Consider the following 19,031-nt stretch of genomic DNA (forward strand, 5'->3'; position numbering starts at 1 on the left):
TGGTCGTTCGCTCGCTGCGCTCGCTCATGGGCGCACCTCCTCTCGGTCGGCCTCGTCGGCCGCGTCGCGCTCGTCGTCGTGGTCGGTCTCGATGTCCTTGTCGATGCCGCCGCCGAGGCTGCGCAGCACGTCCAGGGCCAGGCCGACGACCACCAGGTAGACGCCGATGTCGAAGAACACCGAGGTCACCAGGTGCAGCGTGCCGAGCACCGGGATGTGGACGTCGACGATCGCGCTCTGCAGCACGCCCCCACCGAGCAGCGTCGGCAGCAGCCCGGACGCGGCGGCGAGCGCCAGGCCCAGGCCCAGCACGACACCGGCGTCGATGGGCGCGGCTGCGTCGAGCTCGCGGCGTCCACCGGCCAGGTAGCGCAGCATGAGGGCCAGGCCGGCGACCAGTCCGCCGGCGAAGCCGCCGCCGGGCAACTCGTGCCCGACGAGCGCGAGGTAGACCGAGAACACGATCACGGCGTGGAAGATCAGCCGGGTCACCACCTCGAACACGATCGAGCGACGCTCGGGCGGCAGGCTCGGGTTGCGCAGCCAGGCCGAGTCGTGGCCCGGCTTGCGGGTGGTCGGCAGGGTGGCGCGGTCGGTGATGAGGAAGATCAGGCTGGCGATGCCGGTGGCGGCGACGACGAGCACGGACAGCTCGCCGAGCGTGTCCCAGGCGCGGATGTCGACCAGCGTGACGTTGACGATGTTCGAGCCGCCGCCGTACTCCTTGGCCGGCTTGGCGAAGCCGTCGGAGATCGGGTCGGCCACGCGGGCACCGGACGCCACGTAGGCGAGCCCGGCGACGAGGGCGCCGCTCATGACGCCGATGGCCACCCGCACCCAGCGCGAGAGCGTGAACGGGCGGGTCGAGAAGTGCTGGGGGAGCCGGCGCAGCACGAGCACGAACGTGACGAGCACGAAGGTCTCCACGAGCACCTGGGTCAGCGCCAGGTCGGGCGCGCCGTGCAGGTCGAAGAGCAGCGCCGTGCCGTAGCCGGTGATGCCGGCCAGCAGCACCGCGCGCAGGCGGCGGCGCGACCGGACGGTCATGACGGCGGCGACGGCCATGACGACCGCGACGACCACCTGGGCGGGGGAGTCGGCCACCCGCACGTCGACCGGCTCCCAGGCCAGCACGAGCGCCGTGCCGGGGACGGCGGCGACGACGACGAGGATCGAGCCGAGGTAGAAGGGCAGTGAGCCTCGCTGCGTGCGTCCGGTCAGCTCGATGGCCAGGCGGTCGACGCCGCGCAGGACGAGCTGGTAGCCGCGCTCGGCGTCCGGCATCGGCACGCGGTCGACGACCGCGTGCTGGACGGCGGCCACGGGGTGCCGGGCGACGAACAGCGCGACGCCGAGCACGAGCACCAGCGCCGACAGCACGAGCGGCACCGTGACGCCGTGCCACAGGGTCAGCTCGGGCTCGTGCGCGCCGGCCGGGAAGGCGTCCGCGTACGGCGCGAGCAGCTCGGTGAGCGGCCCGCCCATGAGGCCGAGCACCACGCTGGCGACGGCGAGCACCGCCGGAGAGGCGACGAGCCAGCGGCCGGGACGCTTGACCGAGCACGGGTCGACGCCCGGCGCCGGACCGAACACGCCCCACACGAAGCGGGCCGCGTAGGCGACGGTCAGCACCGAGCCGACGGTGAGGCCGGCCAGCGTCAGGGGGCCGGCGACGTGCCAGCCGAGGTCATGACCGAGGTCCTCGGCGGCGGCGAACGCGGCCTCCTTGGACAGGAAGCCGAGCAGCGGCGGCACGCCGGCCATCGAGCCGGCGCTGACGGCGGCGACGACCATGAGCAGCGGCATCCGGCGGTGCAGCCCGGTGAGCTGGCGGATGTCACGGGTGCCGGTGGAGCGGTCGACGACGCCGACCACCATGAACAGGGCGGCCTTGAACAGCGCGTGGCCGAGCACCAGGGCCAGCCCCGCGAGTGCCGCCGAGCGCGTCCCGAGCCCGACGAGGGTCATGAGGAAGCCGAGCTGGCTGACGGTGCCGTAGGCGAGCAGCAGCTTCGCGTCGTACTGGCGCAGCGCCCGCAGGCCGCCGACCACCATCGTGAGCAGGCCCAGCGACACCAGCACCGCCCGCCACCCGGGGGTGTCGGCGTAGGCGGGGGCGAGCAGCGCGACCAGGAAGATGCCGGCCTTCACCATCGCCGCGGCGTGCAGGTAGGCGCTCACCGGCGTCGGCGCGGCCATGGCGCCCGGCAGCCAGAAGTGGAACGGGATCAGCGCCGACTTCGAGATCGCGCCGACCAGCACCAGCATGATCGCGACGGTGACGAGCGTCCCGGAGGCCGGCGGGTCGGCCACGAGGGCGGTGGCCGAGTAGGTGCCGGCGTGCTCGCCGAGCAGGATGAAGCCGACCAGCATCGCCAGGCCGCCGAACGTGGTGACCAGCAGGGCGGTCATGGCCGCGCGCCGGTTCGCGCTGCGCTCGGGGTTGTGGCCCACGAGCAGGTACGACAGGACGGTCGTCAGCTCCCAGAACACGTAGAGCAGGAGCAGGTTGTCGGACAGGACGAGCCCGAGCATCGCGCCGGCGAAGGCGACGAAGACGGCCGAGAAGCGCCACAGGCCCGGGTCGCCGGCACGGAAGTAGCTCGTGCAGTAGACGAGCACCAGCGCGCCGATGCCGGTGACCAGCAGCGCGAGCGTCCAGCGCAACGGGTCGAGCGCGAGGCTCACGTCGAGCCCGAGGGTGCCGATCCAGGTGTGGTGCTCCAGATCCGTCCCGTCGGGACGGCCGTGCACCAGCAGCCACACGAACCCGCCGGCGGGCACCAGCGCCAGCACCGGGAACGTGCCGCGATGCAGGTAGCGGACCAGGACAGGGGCCACCGCTGCGGCGAGGAAGTGGAGCGTCAGCAGCGGCAGCATGAGGTTGAGGAAAGGGTATCGGTTCCCATGAAGGCAGGCGAAATCTCGGGAGCCCCGCGACGGAGGCGACGAGGCTGGGCGACCACCCTGGCCGTCGCGCTCACGGCGGGGCTGCTCGTCACGACAGGCGCGACCGCGCAGGCGGACGTCCCGGTCCGGATGCCCAGCGACCCGCACGGCCTGCGCGCCCCCGCGCGGCTCACGGGCGCTCTGGACCCGGTGCCGGCGTACGTGCCGCAGTCGTCGTGCTCACCCACGGAGAAGCGTGGTGTCGCCCGCCTGCGCAAGCTCGTGCTGCGCACGTACGGACGCGGCCACACGGGCGGCAGCGTCCGGCTCTGCAGCGCCGCCGACTCCGAGCACCTCGAGGGCCGCGCCTGGGACTGGATGCTGAACCCGAGGAGCAAGCGCGACCGCCGGGCCGCCGGCGACTTCCTGGCCTGGCTGACCCGCCGCGACGGCGAGAACGCGCGCCGGCTGGGGATCATGTACGTCATCTACAACAAGAAGATCTGGGCGTCGTACCGGTCGCAGGACGGCTGGCGGAAGTCCTGGGGTCACGAGGACCACGTGCACGTGTCGTTCTCGTGGGACGGGGCCAACGGGCGCACGTCGTTCTGGCGCGGACGCGCCCTCAGCCGTCAGGACCTCGGTCCGTGCGCGTCCTTCACCGGCACCTTCGCCGCGCTGCCCTCCGGCCGCCGGGTCGGTGACTGCGCGGTGCGTCCGGTGGCGCCGCTGCGCACGTCCCGGCTCGCCGAGCGCGCCTACGGCCACACCGGCGACGCCGTCCGCATCGGCCAGAAGCTGCTGCGCGTGCGGCAGACCGGCACGTTCGACGCCCGCACCTGGAAGGCCGTGCGCCGCTACCAGAAGCGTCAGGACCTGCCGGTCACCGGCGTCCTGGACCAGGCGACGTGGGCCTCGCTGAGCCCCGCCCACGTCCGCGCGGACGTGACCGCCGGTCTCACCCGTCCGGCCGCCGGCCGCCTGGCCAAGGCGCACTTCGTCGACCACGTCCTGGCCAAGGGGCGCTCGGTCGGCCGGGACGTCATCACGCTGCAGGTCGCCCTCGGCATGCCGCGCTCCCGGGTCAACGGCTACTTCGGCGGCCACACGCGCGTGGCGGTGAAGCGGTTCCAGAAGTCCCGCGGGCTGCGCGCGACCGGGGTCGTCGACGCGGCGACCTGGAGGGCGTTGCCGTCCTGAGCGCGGCCGGGACCGGGGCGGGTGCACGTGCGCCCGCCCCGGTCCTGCTCCCGCTGCTTGCCGCGCGCGACCTGCGGTGGCGGGGCACGATGACCGCATGAGCACCGACGACCCCACCCGTCCCGGCGACCCCGGCGTCCCGGGCGTCCCGGGCGACGAGCGCACCGACCCGGTCCCGCCCGCCCCGGTCCGCGAGCGCCGGTGGGTCGCGCGGCTGCTGTGGTCGATCGTCCTGGCCGCCCTGCTCGTGGCGCTGATCGTGCTCGCCGCCGCGACGCTGCCGCAGTGGTGGGCCGAGCGCATCACCGACCGGGTGAACGGCTCGACGTCGTCGGGCATCGCCTGGGGGCTGTTCTACGGATTCGGCTTCACCCTCGTGCCGCTCCTCGCGATGCTGCTGGTCAACCGCCGGTGGGGACGCCGGGCCGGGGCCGCGATGGTCGTCCTCGCGCTGCTCGTGGCCACGCCCAACTGGCTCACCCTCGCCGTCGTGCTCGGCACCAACGACTCCGCCGTCGACGGCCGCGCGCTGATGGAGGCCGACGCGCCCGGCTTCCGCGGAGCCACGCTCGCCGGGGCGCTCGTCGCCGTGGCGCTGGTGCTCGTGGCCGCGGCCCTGCTCGGCTCGGCCCGCCGCCGGCGCCGCCAGGTCCACGAGCTGCGTGACCAGATCGCCCGCCGCGACGCGCAGGCCCCGCCGGACGGGCCTCGACACACCGCCTGACCTGCCGCCTCCTGTCGGTGACCCCACCTAGGTTGCTGGCAGGAGGTCGATGTGAAGCCGAACGCGTACGACGGATGGTGCGCCACCTGCACGGTGGCGGTGCCCGCGGGCACCGGACGACTGACCGGGGCCTTCGGGAGTCGCCAGGTCGTGTGCCTGGCCCACGTCCCGGTCGCGCCCGAGCGAGGCCAGCACGACGGTTGGTTCCGGCTCCCGCTCGCCTCCCTCGACTTCGAGACCACCGGCGTCGACCCGCACGCCGACCGCGTCGTCAGCTACGCCCTGCTCGGTCCGCACGGCGAGGACGTCGTCGGGCTCGTCGACCCCGGTGTCGAGGTGCCGGCCGCCGCGTCGGCCGTCCACGGCCTGACCGCCGAGTCGCTGCGCGGTTCGCCCGGCTCGTTCGAGGCGGTCTCGCGCATCGCCGCCTGGGTCCAGTCGCTCGCCGACGCCGGCGTGGGCCTCGTGGTCTACAACGCCGCCTACGACCTGACGATGCTCCGCGCCGAGTGCGAGCGCTGGGGCGTGCTGCAGCCGGACTGGTCGCGCCTGCTGGTCGTCGACCCGCTCGTCGTCGACTGGAGCCTGCACCGCGGCACCCTCGGGTCGCGCACGCTCGGCATCGCCTGCGAGTACTACGGCGTCCGCATCGCCGACGCCCACGACGCCCGGTGCGACGCGGTCGCCGCCCGCGAGGTCGCGGTCGAGATCGGCGCCCGGCACCGTGAGGTCGGCGAGGTCACCCTCGAGGCGCTCGTCCACCACCAGCGCGGCTGGTTCGGCGAGCGCGCCGACGACTGGAACGCCTACGCCCGCCGGGCCGGACGCCGGGTCGAGGACCGCGCCGGCTGGCCGCTCGCGGTGCCCCTGCCTCAGCTGGTCTGACCTAGGCGCGCACCGGCACACGCGCGTCGGTGCGCGCTCCCAGCACGCCCGCGGTGATCAGCCCGATCGCCAGCGCGTAGGTGAGCATGATCCACATCCCCTCCGGCCGCGGGGTCCACCGGCCCGCCACGTCGAGGGCGATGAGCGCGTCGGACAGCAGGAACAGCAGGCCACCCGCCGCCGTGACGGGGCCCAGCGCCCAGGCGCAGGCCGCGGTGGTGGTGAGCAGCACCGCGTAGACGGCCACGGGCACGCGCAGGTCCGGCTCCAGCCCGCTCCACAGCCACGCGACGAGCCCCAGCGCGGCGGCCAGGTACACGGCGCCGACGAGCGGACGGTCGGCCAGCCAGCCGAACGCGCCGCGCGAGGCGAAGAAGGTCACGAAGCACACGTGCGCCAGGGCGAACGCGGCCATGCCGGGCAGGAACCACGTGTCGGACGGCGTGAGCTCCAGGAACAGGTCGCCGAGGACGCACAGCAGCAGCGCCAGCGCGACGATGCGCGGCCCGCCGGCGGCCAGGACCCAGCCGGCCAGCAGCGGCGCGAGCAGGCACTTGGTCACCGAGTCCCACGGGGTCGCTCCCGCGACATTCAGCACGAGGTGGACGACGGTGGCGGCGACGAAGGCGAGCGGCCAGGCGACGAGAGGCATGGGCGCACCGTAGCGACGGCCGGTCTCACCGGGGGTCTTGACGACTCCCGGGTCGAGGTCAATACTTAATGATGTGCTTAACCATCAGGAGGACCTCGACAGCGTCTTCCGTGCCCTCGGCGACGGGACCAGGCGTGCGATCGTCGCGCGGCTGAGCCGTTCGGCGGCGACGGTCAGTGAGCTGGCCGCCCCGTTCGAGATGTCGTTGCCCGCCGTCCTGCAGCACCTCAAGGTGCTGGAGGCGTCGGGGCTGGTCGCCTCGCAGAAGGTCGGTCGCGTCCGCACGTTCCGGGTCGTCCCGGGCGCCATGGACGACGCCGGCCGCTGGATCGCAGACGTCCGCACGCCGGCCGAGCGCCTGCTCGACCGGCTCGAGGCACACCTGGACGAGCACGCCCCACCACCACCCGAGGAGTCCCCATGAGCACCACCACCGAGCGGTCCCAGGCCCACCACACGTTCGTCGTCGAGCGCGACGTCGCCCACCCGGTGGAGCGCGTCTGGCAGGCGTTCGCCGACCTCGACGCCAAGCGGCGCTGGTGGGGCGGCGGCACCGACGACCTGGAGCTGTCCGAGCTGACCGACGACTTCCGGGTCGGTGGCCACGGCACGGACGCCGGGCGGTTCGGCGACGGGCCGGAGCACCGCTTCCACTCCACCTACACCGACATCGTCGAGCACGAGCGGATCGTCTACACCTACGACATGTGGATCGACGGCGCGCACATCTCGACGTCGGTGACGACGATCGCGCTCGAGCCCACGCCGGCCGGCACGCGCCTGACCTTCACCGAGCAGGGGGTCCACCTGGACGGCTTCGACGACGGCACGATGCGCGAGCACGGCACGAACGAGCTGCTGGACGCGCTCGTCGCCTCGCTCGACTGAGCCGGGGGAAAGGACGAGGCCCCCGCACCGTGACGGTGCGGGGGCCTCGTGCGTTCAAGCAGCGGCTGCTCGAATCAGATGGGGCGGATGTTCGCCGCCTGCAGGCCCTTCTGGCCCTGCTCGACGTCGAACTCGACCTTCTGGTTCTCGTCGAGCGAGCGGTAGCCGCTGGACTGGATCGAGGAGAAGTGCGCGAAGACATCCTCGCCGCCGTCGTCGGGGGCGATGAAGCCGAAGCCCTTCTCAGCGTTGAACCACTTCACAGTTCCGGTAGCCATAGTGTTCTCCTTCGGGTGAATCGGGCCGCACGCACTTTACGAGCGGCCGGTCGCGCAAACATCAACCTGGAGAAGAACTGCTGGTGCCTCCGAAGAGGCGCATTCGAAACCGGGGTACAACGTCGTGCAACTGCCTCAACCGTACAGGACGGCCGGGTGCCTGTGCACCCGCACGTGTCCCACCTCTCGATGACGAGTCGGTGAACGCGCGTCGGCGGGGCTCAGTAGACCCAGCGGCTGCTGCCGGCCTTCGGCCCGATCTCGATGTCGACGTCCACGCGCTTGCCCGACGTGCGCAGCGTGTAGCTGCGGCCCTTGCGGGTGCTCTTGTACGAGTGGACCTTCTCGCCGAACTTCTTCGACGGGCGGACGCCGAGGCGCTTGGCCGCCTTGACCAGCTTCGCCTTGCTGCTGGGGTACTTGCCCGTGCGGGCCCGGTAGTCCTCGGCCGCCCGGCGCACGCCGTCGGTGTAGAAGAACAGCTCCGAGACGGCGTAGGCGGCACCCGAGCTCTTCCAGCTGCTGGAGTCGCCGAGGATCATCGGGCGGGTGCCGGAGCACTCGGGCTTGCCCTTCACCGTGACCGTGGCCTCGCCGAGGATGAGGCGCTTCTCGACGGCGCGCAGCGACACCTTCACGCGGCCGCGGCTGTTCTTCTTCGAGAAGGTGGTCTTGGAACGGCTGAACTTCTTCGCCGAGCGGCCCTGGAACCCGTCACCGCACTCCGACCCGACCCACCAGCCGTGGATGCGTCCCTTGTTGCCCATCTTGAGCGCGAGGCCGTTCTCCTCCGTGGCGTCCCAGAAGACGTGGGCGACCGGGGTGACGGTCTTGCCCGCGGCGGACGAGGGGGCGGCGGTGCCGGCGACCGCCAGGGTGCTGGCGACCAGGGCGGTCGCCGCGAGCCGGGCCGTGCGGCCGAGCGTGATGAAGCGCATGGGTGTTCCTCAGGACGTGGGTGGGTGACGTGCGCGGTCACGCTAACCCGGACCCGCCCCGCCGCGGAGCGGTTTGGCCGCACTCGGGACGGACGCACCGCGGGCCCGCACCGAGACGGTGCGGGCCCGCGGGCGGGGGCGTCGAGGGGTCAGAGGACCCAGTCGAAGCGGTACGACGAGCTGAACTCGATGCGGACGTCGGTGCCGCGCTTGGTGCCGAGGGTGACGACGAAGCCCTTGCCCTTGCGCTTGGACTCGTACGCGGTCACGCGCTCGCCGAACTCCTTGCTCGACGTGATGCCGAGGCGCTTGGCGTGGCGGACCAGCTTGGTCTTCGAGCTCGGGAAGCGGCCGGTGCGCTCCTTGTAGTCGCGCGCGGCCCAGTCGACGACGCCGGTGTAGGCCAGCAGCGTGTTGACCGCGATGGCCTCGCCGTTCTTCTTCCACGCGCCCTTGGTGCCGGACACGACGGTGTAGGTCGCCGAGCAGTCGCGGTCCTTGGCCTTGATCGTCACCTCGCCGACGACGACCTTCTTGCTGGCCACGCGCAGGTCGAAGCTGACCTTGCTGCCCTTGACCTTCTTGGTCGCCTTGAGGCGCGAGTCCTTGAACGTCAGCTTCTTGCCGCTGAGCTTGGTGCCGCAGACGTCGAACAGGCTCCAGCTCTTCACGACGCCCTTGCTGCCGACCTTGAACGTCAGCGCCGAGCCGCTGTTGACGGCGTGGTCGACGAAGGTCTTCGCCGACGGGACCGCCGGGCGCTCGGCGGCGTTCGCCGGGCTGGTCGCACCGCCCACGACAAGGGCGGAGGCGACGGCCGCGACCGCGGTGAGGCGGACGGCGCGGCGGGGGAAGGTGAGACGCATGGGGGTCCTAGCGACGAAGTGATGGGAGTGCTCAACCTAGGTGCGGCCTGCGCGGGTGTCCGCCAAACCGTTCCATCCGGCCCGAACGGGCCCCCGCGACTGGTCCTTCGCGCCCGTCCGGCGTTCCGGGTGACGGATGCGCCTCAGGTCGCGGGGGCGCCCGCCGATGGACCCAGATGGCCGCTTTAGGCCACACCGCCGTCGAGAGGAACGCGATGTTGAACCGTGTGCTGCGTGATCGTCCGATCGGCGTCCGTCTGGGCGCCGTGTTCGCGCTGTGCGGCCTGCTGCTGGGTGCTGCGATCGTGGTCGACCTGGTCTCGCAGGAGCGTGCGCAGGAGAAGCAGGCCGAGCTGGCCGACGCCTACGAGGCGCGGCGCATCTCCGACGACCTGCTCATCCGGATCAACGACGTCACCGGCTGGCAGGGCCTCTACATCGCCGAGGCCGCGGCCAACGGCGTCCGGAAGGGCCTGTCCGACGACGCGTACAACATCGCCGGCTTCGCCGAGTCCCAGGCCGGCATCGAGAAGATGTTCGCCGACGTCGACCGCGACGTGCTGGCGCCGGTCGAGCTGAAGGCCGTCGAGAACGCCGAGGCGCAGTTCCAGCAGTTCTTCGCCGAGGACGTCAAGCTCCGCGAGCAGCTGCGCAGCGAGGGCCTGGACGCGCTGCCCGCCATCATGGAGAGCATCAACGGCGGCGCCGCCGGCGAGGCGTGGGAGGCCGTCTACGGCGAGGCCGACACGCTCAGCACCTCGGTCGCCAAGCGCCTCAAGACCCTGCAGGACGAGCAGGAGTCGACCGTCGCAACCGGACGCACCCTCTACCTGGGTGTCCTGGCGCTCGCCGCCGCGCTGACCGTGGCGCTGCTCGTGCTGGTCACCCGCTCGGTCACGCGTCCGCTCGGCCGCATGGTCGAGCTGCTGGCCACGGTCGCGACCGGACGGCTCGACGTGCGCGCCGACGACGCCGGCAAGGACGAGGTCGCCCGGATGAGCGCGGGCCTGAACGGGGTCCTGGAGACCCTGGCCGGGTCGATGCAGCAGCTGGACGAGCAGGCGACGGCGCTCGCCAGCGCGTCCGAGCGCCTGACCGGCGTGTCGGCGTCGATGTCGGGCTCGGCCGCGGAGTCCGCCACCCAGGCCGGGCTGGTGGCCGACTCGGCGAACCTGGTCTCGACCAACGTCCAGACGGTCGCCGCCGGCACCGAGGAGATGTCGGCCTCGATCCGCGAGATCGCGCACAGCGCCAGCGAGGCGGCCACGATCGCCGCCAGCGCGGTGACCGCGGCCAGCAGCACGAGCCAGACCGTGGCGCGGCTGGGCACGTCGTCGGCCGAGGTCGGCGACGTCGTCAAGGTCATCACCTCGATCGCCGAGCAGACGAACCTGCTCGCGCTGAACGCGACGATCGAGGCCGCTCGCGCCGGCGAGGCCGGCAAGGGCTTCGCGGTCGTCGCGAACGAGGTCAAGGAGCTCGCGCAGGAGACCGCGCGGGCCACCGAGGACATCGCCCGCCGGGTGCAGGCCATCCAGGGCGACACCGAGGAGGCGGTCACCGCGATCGGCCAGATCTCCGAGGTCATCGGCCAGATCAGCGACAGCCAGACCACCATCGCCTCGGCGGTGGAGGAGCAGACGGCGACCACGAACGAGATGAGCCGCAACGTCGCCGAGGCCGCCAACGGCTCGGTGGCGATCGCCGGCACCGTCTCGGGCGTGGCCCGTTCGGCCGCCGAGAGCCGCGAGGCCGCGGACAGCACGCGGGAGGCCGCCGAGGACCTGTCGCGCATGGCCGGCGACCTGCGCGAGCTGGTGGGTCGCTTCTCCTACTGAGCCGCCACGATCGTCCACGACCCGCGTTCCCCGGAAGGGGCGCGGGTCGTGTGTCGTGCAAGCGGGTCCCGGCCGGCCACTGCGTAAGGGCTAGCGGACGGGAGCCGCTGGTCTGGGGTCAGCTCGCGACGGCGGCCAGCACCTCGGACGCGGTGCGGCTCGGGGTGTCCGCGTCGGACGACTGGCGCAGCGCCTCCTCGGCCTGCGTCTCGTCCTGCGCGGGCGGGACGACGAGCAGGCGCAGGACCTTGGCGTCGCTGAGCGTGAGCAGCAGCAGGTGCGTGTCGTCGCGCGGGAACGAGCCGACCTTCACGTAGCGGCCGCTCACGGGGACACGGCGGGGGTGGTCGTCCCAGTCCGGCGGCGAGAAGACCGCGCGGGAGACGCGCAGCGGCGCGGGGACGTGGTCGACCAGGTCGGCCAGCTCGGTCGCCAGGTCGCGGCTCTGCGGCCACCAGCCGCCGTCGAGCTTGCGGGGGCCGGGAGCGTCCGCCAGGCGCAGCCGCAGGGGCACGCGCGTCAGCGAGGGAGAAGGAGTGGGACTGGACATGGTGCCCGTCTCTCGACCGGTGCGGTCCTCCGGCGGAGGGTGCCTCGCGGTCTGTTGACCTCAGTCTACGCGGCGCCACCTAATCGAGCGGCGTCCCGAGATCGCGCTGGTAGGCCCCGTGGGACTCGAACCCACAACCCGCGGATTAAAAGTCCGCTGCTCTGCCAATTGAGCTAGAGGCCCGGGCGCGTGGAGCGGACTCCACGTCCCGGCCCGATTGTCGCAGAGCCGGCGTGACGCGGCGGCCCCTGGACGTCCGGGTCCGGCACGATCGCCGCTCTCGGCGTCAGTGCAGCAGGAACTTCACCGCGACGGCGAGGACGCCCAGGGAGGCCGCGCCGATGGACTCGACCAGGAGCCACCAGCCGCGGATGCCCGCTCGGTGCGCCCCGAGGTAGCCGATCAGGAACAGGAAGCCGACGGAGAACCACAACGCGCAGAACGCTGCGTCGCTGGCCGAGAGCTCGACCAGGTCGTGCCCGGCCAGGTAGACGACGACGGCGGGCACGCCCCCGACGAGGATGCCCGCCTCCTCGCCCGCCGCGGAGCCGAACCGTCGCGGCAGGGATCCGCGGTGCCCGTCGAAGAGCATCGCCTGGGTCGCGGTGTACACGTGCGCCAGCCAGTACGCCAGCAAGGAGGCGCCGACGCCGAGCGCGACGCGGTGGACGTGCGAGATCTCCGCGCTCACCGCGGCCAGGACACCGGCCGTGACCACCGCGCCGTAGAGGACGTTGCCCGGGTCGCGGCGCACCAGCACCTCGACGAGCCGGCGGTGGGCGCCGTTCATGCGGGCGCACCGCTGACGGCGGGGGAGCCGGTCCGGGCCATGGGGCGATCCTCCCGCAACCGCGGGGTCCCGTCACCGGGTCGGAGTCGTCCGTCCGGCTCAGGACGCGGCGGAGTCGAAGCCGGTGGGCCGGATGGGACGGGCGGGCACGCCGGCGACGATCGTGTCGGCCGGGACGTCGCGAGTGACGACCGCGCCGGCACCCACGACCGCGCCGTCGCCGATGCTCACGCCGGGCACCACCGTGACGTTCGCGCCGAGCCAGACCCGCCGACCGATCGTGATCGGCGCGGGCACCATGTCGGCGCGGCGGGCCGGGTCGATCGCGTGGTCGAGCGTGGTCAGCGTGCAGCCGTGGCCGATGAGCGTCCCGTCGCCGATGGTGATTCCGCCGGTGTCCTGGAACCGGCAGCCGATGTTGATGAACACGTCCCGGCCGAGCCGCAGGTTCCGGCCGAACTCGCTGTGGAAGGGCGGGAACACCGCGACCGACTCGTCGACCGGGCGGCCGGTGAGCCGGGACAGCAGCGCGCGCACCTCGTCGGGGGAGTGATGGCCGCCGTTGAGCTCGGCGGTGACGGCGAGCGCGGCCTGGGCGGCGTCGTGCATGAAGCGGTGTGCGGCCGAGCCACCGACGATCGTCTCGCCGCGGTCGACGTGGTCGAGGAACTCCTGCAGGTCCATGGGTCCCATCGAACCCCGCTCCGGACGGCCGGGGAAGGTCGAGCCTGTCGGGGGGAGAGTGACGACCCCTTACAGGGCCATGAGCACCAGCACGATCACGGCCGTCACCACGAGCGAGACCAGCAACGAGCCGGCGCAGCCCAGACGGTTGCTGAAGAACAGGAACACGGTGCCTCCTCGTCGTGGTCGGGCGTCCAGCCTCGCGGCCGGTCGACCGAGGCGCACGCCGAGCGGTCGCCGAGAAGCACCGGACCCCACCGAGCGGTGCACACCCCTACGATCGGACACGTGCGGCCGCATCGGGGCGTCTGCCGGGGGACGAGGGGTGAACGTGGACGGCGTCCTGAGCACCGCGCAGCGCGTCGACGCCGAGATCGAGCGGTACGACGCGCTCGACCCGGACGCCCCGGGGCTCCAGGCGCTCGTCGACCTCGTGACCCGGGTCTGCGGTGTCCCGTACGCCGCGGTCAACATCCTCACCAGCACCGAGCAGCACCAGGTCGTCGCGTCGGGGATGGACGGTGGCGTGTGCCGCCGCGAGGACTCGATGTGCGCCTCGGTCCAGCAGGTCGCCCGGCCGGTGGTGGTCGGCGACGCCAGCCAGGACCCGCGCTTCGCCGACAACCCGTTCGTCACGGGCGAGATCGACGCCGTGCGCTTCTACGCGTCCGCCCCCATCACGACCCCGGACGGCGTGACCATCGGGCGCATGTGCGTGTTCGACACCGAGCCGCGCGAGCTCGACGAGCAGCAGGTGCAGGCGCTGCGGACGCTCGCGGACCAGGTGATGGAGATGCTCGAGCTGCGCCTGCGCACCCGTCTGCTCGAGCAGTCGCTGCGCGAGCTGACCGCGGTGCGCGACGACCTGCGTCGCTCCAACGAGCACCTCGGCCTGTTCGCGGCGCAGGTGAGCCACGACCTGCGGAACCCGCTGACGGCCATCCAGACCAACGCCGAGCTGCTGGCGACCGAGCCCGCCGTGGTGGACGACCCCGACGCCCGCACCGTGGTCGACGGCATCCTCGCCGCGGCCACCCGGATGGACCAGATGATCGGCGAGGTGCTCGGCGTCGCCCGCGACGGCGGACGCCTGCGGGTGGGCGAGGCGCCGCTGGCGGACGTCTTCGAGTCCGCCCGCGCCGACGTCGCGACGCTGCTGCGGCGCACCGGCGGCACCATCGAGGTCGGTGACCTTCCGGTCGTCCGCGGCGACGCCGGCATGCTGTACGTCGTCGCGCTGAACCTGCTCTCGAACGCGCTGAAGTTCGGCCGCCCCGGCGTGCCGCCCCGGGTGCGGGTCAGTGCCGAGCGCCGCGACGGCAGCTTGCGGATCCGGGTCACCGACAACGGGGTGGGCGTGCCGCCCGAGCGCCGCGAGGCCCTGTTCGGCCTCTACGAGCGCGGGACGACGGACGTGGAGGGCCACGGCATCGGCCTGACCACGGCGCTGCGCCTGGTCCAGGCGCACCGGGGCACGATCGGCCTGGACACGCCCGACGGCGGCGTCGGCCTCACGGTCTGGTTCGACCTGCCGGCCTAGGCGAGCACCCGCACCGCGTCGCCGACGGTGACGGTGCCGGGGCGCACGACCTCGGCCAGGACGCCCGCGGTGGTGTCGTTCGCGGCGGCGACCGTCTGCAGCACGTCCGGGTCGGCCGGGACGCCGTCGCGCTGGCCCATGTTCAGCATCACGCACCGCGGCATGGCCATGAGGACGCGCACGACCACCTCGGGTCCGACGGCGAGCTCGCGGCCGATCCACGCGTCCTCCACGAAGCCGTCGCCGTCCGTGCCGAGCACCAGGTTCGGCCGGAACCGGCGCGGGTCCACCGGGCGTCCGAGGGCCGCCTCCACGGCGCGCACCGTCGACGTCGTCACCAGGTGCAGCGGGCCGTCGTCGAAGTGCGACACCTCCGCCTCCGGGGCCACCGTCACCGGACGTCCGACGTGGTCCGACACCGCGCCGTGCACCGCCGGGTCGTCCACGCGCAACGTCGTGCCGCCGGGCAGCCGCAGCACCGGCACCCCGTCGTCGCCCAGGCGCGCGACGAGGTCGAGCAGGCCGGGCATGCGCCGGAACCGCCGGGTGGACTTGCCGCTGCCGAGCTTGCCGTCGGGGTCGCGCACCGCCCACCCACGGTCGCCGACCAGTCCGCGGGCGTCCACCTGCGCAGAGACCAGCGACTCGCCGGACGTCGACTTCACCGGGTAACGGTGCAGGGACTGGACGTGCGCGTCGGCGGCGGGGCTCGGGACGGTCATGGCGGCACTCTCCCAGACGTCCACGGACGACCGTCGAGGAACCGTGGACCGGATGGGGAGCTCGCGTGGAGAAGGCGTGGATCGCGCCTGCATAGCGTCGGAGACACCAAGCAGGACCCACGGACACCACCACGAAGGAACACCTCCCATGGCTCTCAGCGTCAAGCTCCTCGCCCCCCTCGCCACCGTCGCCGTCGCCGGCGCCGTCGCGATCGGCTCGGGCGCCACGTTCACCTCGCAGACGAACAACACGATCAGCGCGGTCACCTCCGGCACGCTGTCGCAGGCCAACACCAAGGCCGACGCGGCGATCTTCAACCTCAACGGCATCAAGCCCGGCGACACCGTCAACGGCGGCCTCACGATCACCAACACGGGCTCGCTGCCGGCCAAGTTCACGCTCGCCGAGACCGCGTCCGCGAACGGCTTCTCCGGCTCGAACCTGACGTTGACGATCAAGAACGTCACGACCAACAAGGTCGTCTTCGACGGCACGTTCGGCGCGCTGGTCGACAACGAGAAGCAGGACCTGGGCACGGTCGCCGCCGGCGCCGCGAACCAGTACGCGTTCACCGTGAAGCTCGACCAGAACGCCGACAACACCCAGCAGGGCAAGACGGCCTCGGCCTCCTACCAGTGGGCCTCGACGCAGCTCGACGGCCAGATCACCAACCAGTAGGACCCGACACCCCCAGACCCCCACCCGTGATCCCAGGAGCAACCATGAGCACCGTCACCCACGACGTCCCCCGCCGTCGCGTCGCCGTCCGAGTCGGACGTGCGCTGGTGGACCTGGTGCTCCTGGTCGTCACCCTGGCCGGCGTCGCCTACGTGGTTCCGTGGGCCCTCGGCTACGACCGGTACGTGATCACGGGTGGGTCCATGTCGGGGACCTTCGAGAAGGGGTCCCTCGTCCTGGAGCAGGAGGTGCCCGTCGACGACCTGGAGGTCGGCGACGTGATCACCTACCAGCCCCCGGCGGACACGGGCGTCAGCACGCTCGTCACCCACCGCATCTCCTCGGTGTCCACGACCGAGGACGGCGTCCGGCAGTTCGTCACCAAGGGCGACGCGAACCCCGACCCGGACCCGTGGAAGTTCAGCCTCACCGACGGCACGCAGCCCGTCGTCCAGCACGCCGTGCCGTACGTGGGCTTCGCGCTCATCGCCATGGCCGACCGCGAGGTGCGGATGTTCGCCGTCGGCGGCCCCGCGGCCCTCATCGCGCTCGGCGCGATGGTGCAGCTCGTCCGCGGCCTGCGCGAGCCCCGCACGAAGGCGCCCACGGGCGCCGAGCCCTCGGCCGCCCGCGCCTGACCGGCCCGGCTCCCGACTGTGGAGCCGCTGGGGAGCTCGTGTGGAACGAGCGTGGATCGACGCTCCGTAGCGTGGTCGACGTACCCCACCGAACCCCGAAGGAGCCCCCGATGAACCGCCGAGTCCTGGTCGCCCTCGCCGCCCTCAGCGGCGTGCTGGCCCTCGGCACGGCGCAGTTCTCGTCGGCCACCTTCACCTCGCAGAGCGGCAGCACGGCGACCGTCGCGGCCTCCTCGGACTGGACCCGCCCGACCGTGACGCTGAGCGTGCCCTCGACCGTCACCGGCACGGCGTCCGGCACCGCCACCGCGACCGACGCCGAGTCCGGCATCGCCGCGGTGCAGCTGCAGGGCCGGGTCGCCGGTGGCGACTGGGTCACCCTGTGCACCCAGGCCAAGAGCCCGGCCACCTGCTCCTACGACACCGCCACCGTCGCCGACGGCACCTACGAGGTGCGCGCCCTGGCGACCGACGCGGCGGGCAACACCGGCACCTCGGACGTCGCCCGTGTCACGGTCGTCAACCGCGCCGCGGTGACGCTCGACCGTCCCGCGTCCGTCGTCCGCGGCGACGTCAGCCTCGGCGCCTCGGTCAGCACCTCCTCCGCGACCGACGCGACCGTGCGGCTCGAGCGTTCCCCGGCCGGGGCCGGCACCTGGACGACGGTCTGCGGCCCGCTCGCCTCGCCGTACTCGTGCACCTGGGCCACGACGTCCGTCACGAACGGGTCGTACGACCTGCGGGCCGTGCTGGTCAGCGGCTCGACGGTGCTCGCGACCTCCGCCACCGAGCGCGTGCTGGTCGACAACGCCGCACCCTCGGTCACGCTGGCCAACCCCGGCAGCCCGCTGTCGGGCACCCGCACCTTCACCGCGACCGCCACCGACGCGCACTCCGGCGTCGCGCAGGTCGCCGTCCAGCACTCGACCGGCTCGTCCTGGACGACGCTGTGCACCGCGACCGCCGCCCCCTGGAGCTGCAGCGCCGACACCCGGACGCTGGCCAACGGGACCTATTCCTTCCGCGCCGTCGCCACGGACGTCGCCGGCAACACCACCACCTCGGCCAGCATCACCGGGCGCGTCGTGAGCAACGTCGTCTCCACCGTCACGCTCGCCGACCCGGGCGCGAACCTGCGCGGCACGGTGACGCTGACGGCGGCGACCACCACGACCGGCTCGATCGCCAAGGTCGTCGTGCAGCGCGCGCCGGCCGGCTCGGGCACCTGGACCGACGTCTGCACCGACACCACCTCGCCGTACTCGTGCTCGCTCGACACCACGCGGCTCGCCGAGGGCGCCTACGACCTCCGGGCCGTGCTCACCGACACGCAGGGCGCCACGGTCACGTCGGCCGTCGTGGCCGACCGCACCGTCGACAACACCGCTCCGCGCGGCTACGACGTGCAGACGACCAACGGCGGCGCGGCCGGCCGCATCGACGCCGGCGACACCATGTCGTTCACGTTCAGCGAGCGGATCGACCTCGGCAGCGTCCTGAGCGGCTGGGACGGCTCGGCCGTCGCGGTCCAGGGCCGCGTCACCGACGACTGGGGCTTCCGCAGCAACACGTTCCAGGTCGTCGGCCGGTCCGCGACCGTCCGGCTCGGCTCGGTCCAGCTGAACGAGGACTTCACGATCCTGTTCGGCAACACGGTGAACGGGACGCTGAGCGCCGAGACGGTCACCGTCGACGGCGTGGCCCGCACGGTCGTGACCATCCGCATCGAGAGCTCGGGCGGGTTCGGCATGACGACCGTCGACGGCCCGGCGACGCTGGAGTGGACGCCCGCGTCCGGCGTCACCGACCTGGCCGGCAACCCGCTCGACACCGCCGTCGTGACCGAGCGCGGCGCGCTGGACCGGGACTTCTGATGCGTGTCCCGCACACCGCGCTCAGCCGCCTGGCCGTCGTCGCGCTGTGCCTGGTGGCCGCCGCCCTGGCCGAGCTCGGCGCCACGAGCGTCGCCCTGCCCTACCTGGTGCTCCCGATCACCGCGGCCGCCGTCGTCACCGTCGGCGCGGCGTTCAAGATGGCCCGCGACAACTGCTTCGAGTCGCGCCTGGTCTCGTGGCTCACGACGCTCGCGGCGCTGGGCGGCGCGATCGCCGCCGCGACGGTGGGCCTGCCCGGACGCGTCCCGTCGACCAGCCCGGCCGGCGTCGTGCTCGTCGCGGCCGCCGTCGTCTTCCTCGTCGTGGTCGCGGTCGAGCTGCCGCGCCGTCACCGCACCCGGCCGGCGGTGTCGCCGTATGCTCCCTGACGTGAGT

Annotated in this window: 20 protein-coding genes and 1 tRNA gene; 11 read left to right on the forward strand and 10 right to left on the reverse strand. The window is 72.8% G+C overall.

Annotation, left to right across the window (positions count from 1 at the left end; genetic code table 11):
- Positions 1-24 precede the first annotated feature (24 nt).
- Positions 25-2,880, reverse strand: a complete 2,856-nt coding sequence (locus tag HGAM_RS06055) for a Na+/H+ antiporter subunit A (RefSeq protein WP_019144582.1) — start codon at positions 2,878-2,880, stop codon at positions 25-27.
- 27 nt (positions 2,881-2,907) lie between these two features.
- Here HGAM_RS06055 and HGAM_RS06060 point away from each other — a divergent pair, with 27 nt between their 5' ends.
- From HGAM_RS06060 to HGAM_RS18015, 3 genes are all read left to right on the forward strand, one after another.
- A complete protein-coding gene (locus HGAM_RS06060) occupies positions 2,908-4,089 on the forward strand; it encodes a peptidoglycan-binding domain-containing protein (RefSeq protein ID WP_147543560.1) in 1,182 nt (393 codons plus the stop codon).
- A 97-nt stretch (positions 4,090-4,186) separates the two neighbouring features.
- Positions 4,187-4,813, forward strand: coding sequence for an MFS transporter (locus tag HGAM_RS18010; RefSeq protein WP_019144583.1), 627 nt, complete (start codon positions 4,187-4,189; stop codon positions 4,811-4,813).
- 51 nt (positions 4,814-4,864) lie between these two features.
- The gene (locus HGAM_RS18015) at positions 4,865-5,698 is read left to right on the forward strand and encodes an exonuclease domain-containing protein (RefSeq protein WP_019144584.1); all 834 of its coding nucleotides are present in this window, start codon (positions 4,865-4,867) and stop codon (positions 5,696-5,698) included.
- A 1-nt stretch (position 5,699) separates the two neighbouring features.
- On the opposite strand, the gene HGAM_RS06075 is transcribed toward HGAM_RS18015, so the two are convergent.
- Positions 5,700-6,350 (reverse strand): lysoplasmalogenase, encoded by a 651-nt coding sequence (locus HGAM_RS06075; RefSeq protein WP_019144585.1) that lies wholly within the window; start codon positions 6,348-6,350, stop codon positions 5,700-5,702.
- Between the two features lie 73 nt (positions 6,351-6,423).
- Here HGAM_RS06075 and HGAM_RS06080 point away from each other — a divergent pair, with 73 nt between their 5' ends.
- Together HGAM_RS06080 and HGAM_RS06085 are read left to right on the forward strand one after the other, a co-directional pair.
- A complete protein-coding gene (locus tag HGAM_RS06080) occupies positions 6,424-6,774 on the forward strand; it encodes an ArsR/SmtB family transcription factor (RefSeq protein ID WP_019144586.1) in 351 nt (116 codons plus the stop codon).
- Positions 6,771-7,238, forward strand: coding sequence for an SRPBCC family protein (locus HGAM_RS06085; protein ID WP_019144587.1), 468 nt, complete (start codon positions 6,771-6,773; stop codon positions 7,236-7,238). The genes HGAM_RS06080 and HGAM_RS06085 overlap by 4 nt, the downstream gene beginning before the upstream one ends.
- A 74-nt stretch (positions 7,239-7,312) precedes the next feature.
- On the opposite strand, the gene cspE is transcribed toward HGAM_RS06085, so the two are convergent.
- From cspE to HGAM_RS06100, 3 genes are all read right to left on the reverse strand, one after another.
- Positions 7,313-7,516: a transcription antiterminator/RNA stability regulator CspE gene (cspE, locus tag HGAM_RS06090; RefSeq protein WP_019144588.1), complete on the reverse strand. Its 204-nt coding sequence runs from the start codon at positions 7,514-7,516 to the stop codon at positions 7,313-7,315.
- Positions 7,517-7,737: 221 nt separating this feature from the next.
- Positions 7,738-8,454 carry a hypothetical protein gene (locus HGAM_RS06095; RefSeq protein WP_019144589.1) on the reverse strand — a complete coding sequence of 239 codons (717 nt, stop codon included), beginning with the start codon at positions 8,452-8,454 and terminating at the stop codon, positions 7,738-7,740.
- A gap of 149 nt (positions 8,455-8,603) precedes the next feature.
- Entirely contained in the window at positions 8,604-9,320 is a 717-nt protein-coding gene (locus HGAM_RS06100; RefSeq protein WP_019144590.1) for a hypothetical protein, read from the reverse strand.
- A 215-nt stretch (positions 9,321-9,535) separates the two neighbouring features.
- Here HGAM_RS06100 and HGAM_RS06105 point away from each other — a divergent pair, with 215 nt between their 5' ends.
- A complete protein-coding gene (locus tag HGAM_RS06105; protein ID WP_049798139.1) occupies positions 9,536-11,158 on the forward strand; it encodes a methyl-accepting chemotaxis protein in 1,623 nt (540 codons plus the stop codon).
- A 118-nt stretch (positions 11,159-11,276) separates the two neighbouring features.
- Here HGAM_RS06105 and HGAM_RS18020 read toward each other — a convergent pair whose 3' ends face one another.
- The 4 genes from HGAM_RS18020 to HGAM_RS06125 form a co-directional block, all read right to left on the reverse strand.
- Positions 11,277-11,708, reverse strand: coding sequence for a DUF5994 family protein (locus HGAM_RS18020; RefSeq protein WP_218915230.1), 432 nt, complete (start codon positions 11,706-11,708; stop codon positions 11,277-11,279).
- 107 nt (positions 11,709-11,815) lie between these two features.
- Positions 11,816-11,891: transfer RNA gene (locus tag HGAM_RS06115), tRNA-Lys, on the reverse strand.
- A 103-nt stretch (positions 11,892-11,994) separates the two neighbouring features.
- A complete protein-coding gene (locus HGAM_RS06120; RefSeq protein WP_019144593.1) occupies positions 11,995-12,498 on the reverse strand; it encodes a hypothetical protein in 504 nt (167 codons plus the stop codon).
- A gap of 99 nt (positions 12,499-12,597) precedes the next feature.
- Positions 12,598-13,182, reverse strand: coding sequence for a DapH/DapD/GlmU-related protein (locus tag HGAM_RS06125; RefSeq protein ID WP_019144594.1), 585 nt, complete (start codon positions 13,180-13,182; stop codon positions 12,598-12,600).
- 331 nt (positions 13,183-13,513) lie between these two features.
- On the opposite strand from HGAM_RS06125, the gene HGAM_RS06135 reads away from it, so the two are divergent.
- The gene (locus HGAM_RS06135) at positions 13,514-14,722 is read left to right on the forward strand and encodes a GAF domain-containing sensor histidine kinase (RefSeq protein WP_172636421.1); all 1,209 of its coding nucleotides are present in this window, start codon (positions 13,514-13,516) and stop codon (positions 14,720-14,722) included.
- Here the strand turns inward: HGAM_RS06135 and HGAM_RS06140 are convergent.
- A complete protein-coding gene (locus HGAM_RS06140; protein ID WP_049798209.1) occupies positions 14,719-15,444 on the reverse strand; it encodes an MOSC domain-containing protein in 726 nt (241 codons plus the stop codon). The genes HGAM_RS06135 and HGAM_RS06140 overlap by 4 nt on opposite strands.
- 148 nt (positions 15,445-15,592) lie before the next feature.
- Here HGAM_RS06140 and HGAM_RS06145 point away from each other — a divergent pair, with 148 nt between their 5' ends.
- The 4 genes from HGAM_RS06145 (at position 15,593) to HGAM_RS06160 (ending at position 19,024) form a co-directional block, all read left to right on the forward strand.
- The gene (locus HGAM_RS06145) at positions 15,593-16,123 is read left to right on the forward strand and encodes a TasA family protein (protein WP_019144598.1); all 531 of its coding nucleotides are present in this window, start codon (positions 15,593-15,595) and stop codon (positions 16,121-16,123) included.
- A 44-nt stretch (positions 16,124-16,167) separates the two neighbouring features.
- Complete coding sequence (locus tag HGAM_RS18025; RefSeq protein ID WP_019144599.1) at positions 16,168-16,761, forward strand: signal peptidase I; 594 nt, start codon at positions 16,168-16,170, stop codon at positions 16,759-16,761.
- 110 nt (positions 16,762-16,871) lie between these two features.
- Entirely contained in the window at positions 16,872-18,635 is a 1,764-nt protein-coding gene (locus HGAM_RS06155) for an Ig-like domain-containing protein (protein WP_019144600.1), read from the forward strand.
- The gene (locus tag HGAM_RS06160; protein ID WP_019144601.1) at positions 18,635-19,024 is read left to right on the forward strand and encodes a hypothetical protein; all 390 of its coding nucleotides are present in this window, start codon (positions 18,635-18,637) and stop codon (positions 19,022-19,024) included. Before HGAM_RS06155 ends, HGAM_RS06160 begins: the two co-directional genes overlap by 1 nt.
- Positions 19,025-19,031 lie beyond the last annotated feature (7 nt).

The organism is Aeromicrobium massiliense JC14, from assembly GCF_000312105.1.
GTDB lineage: Bacteria > Actinomycetota > Actinomycetes > Propionibacteriales > Nocardioidaceae > Aeromicrobium > Aeromicrobium massiliense.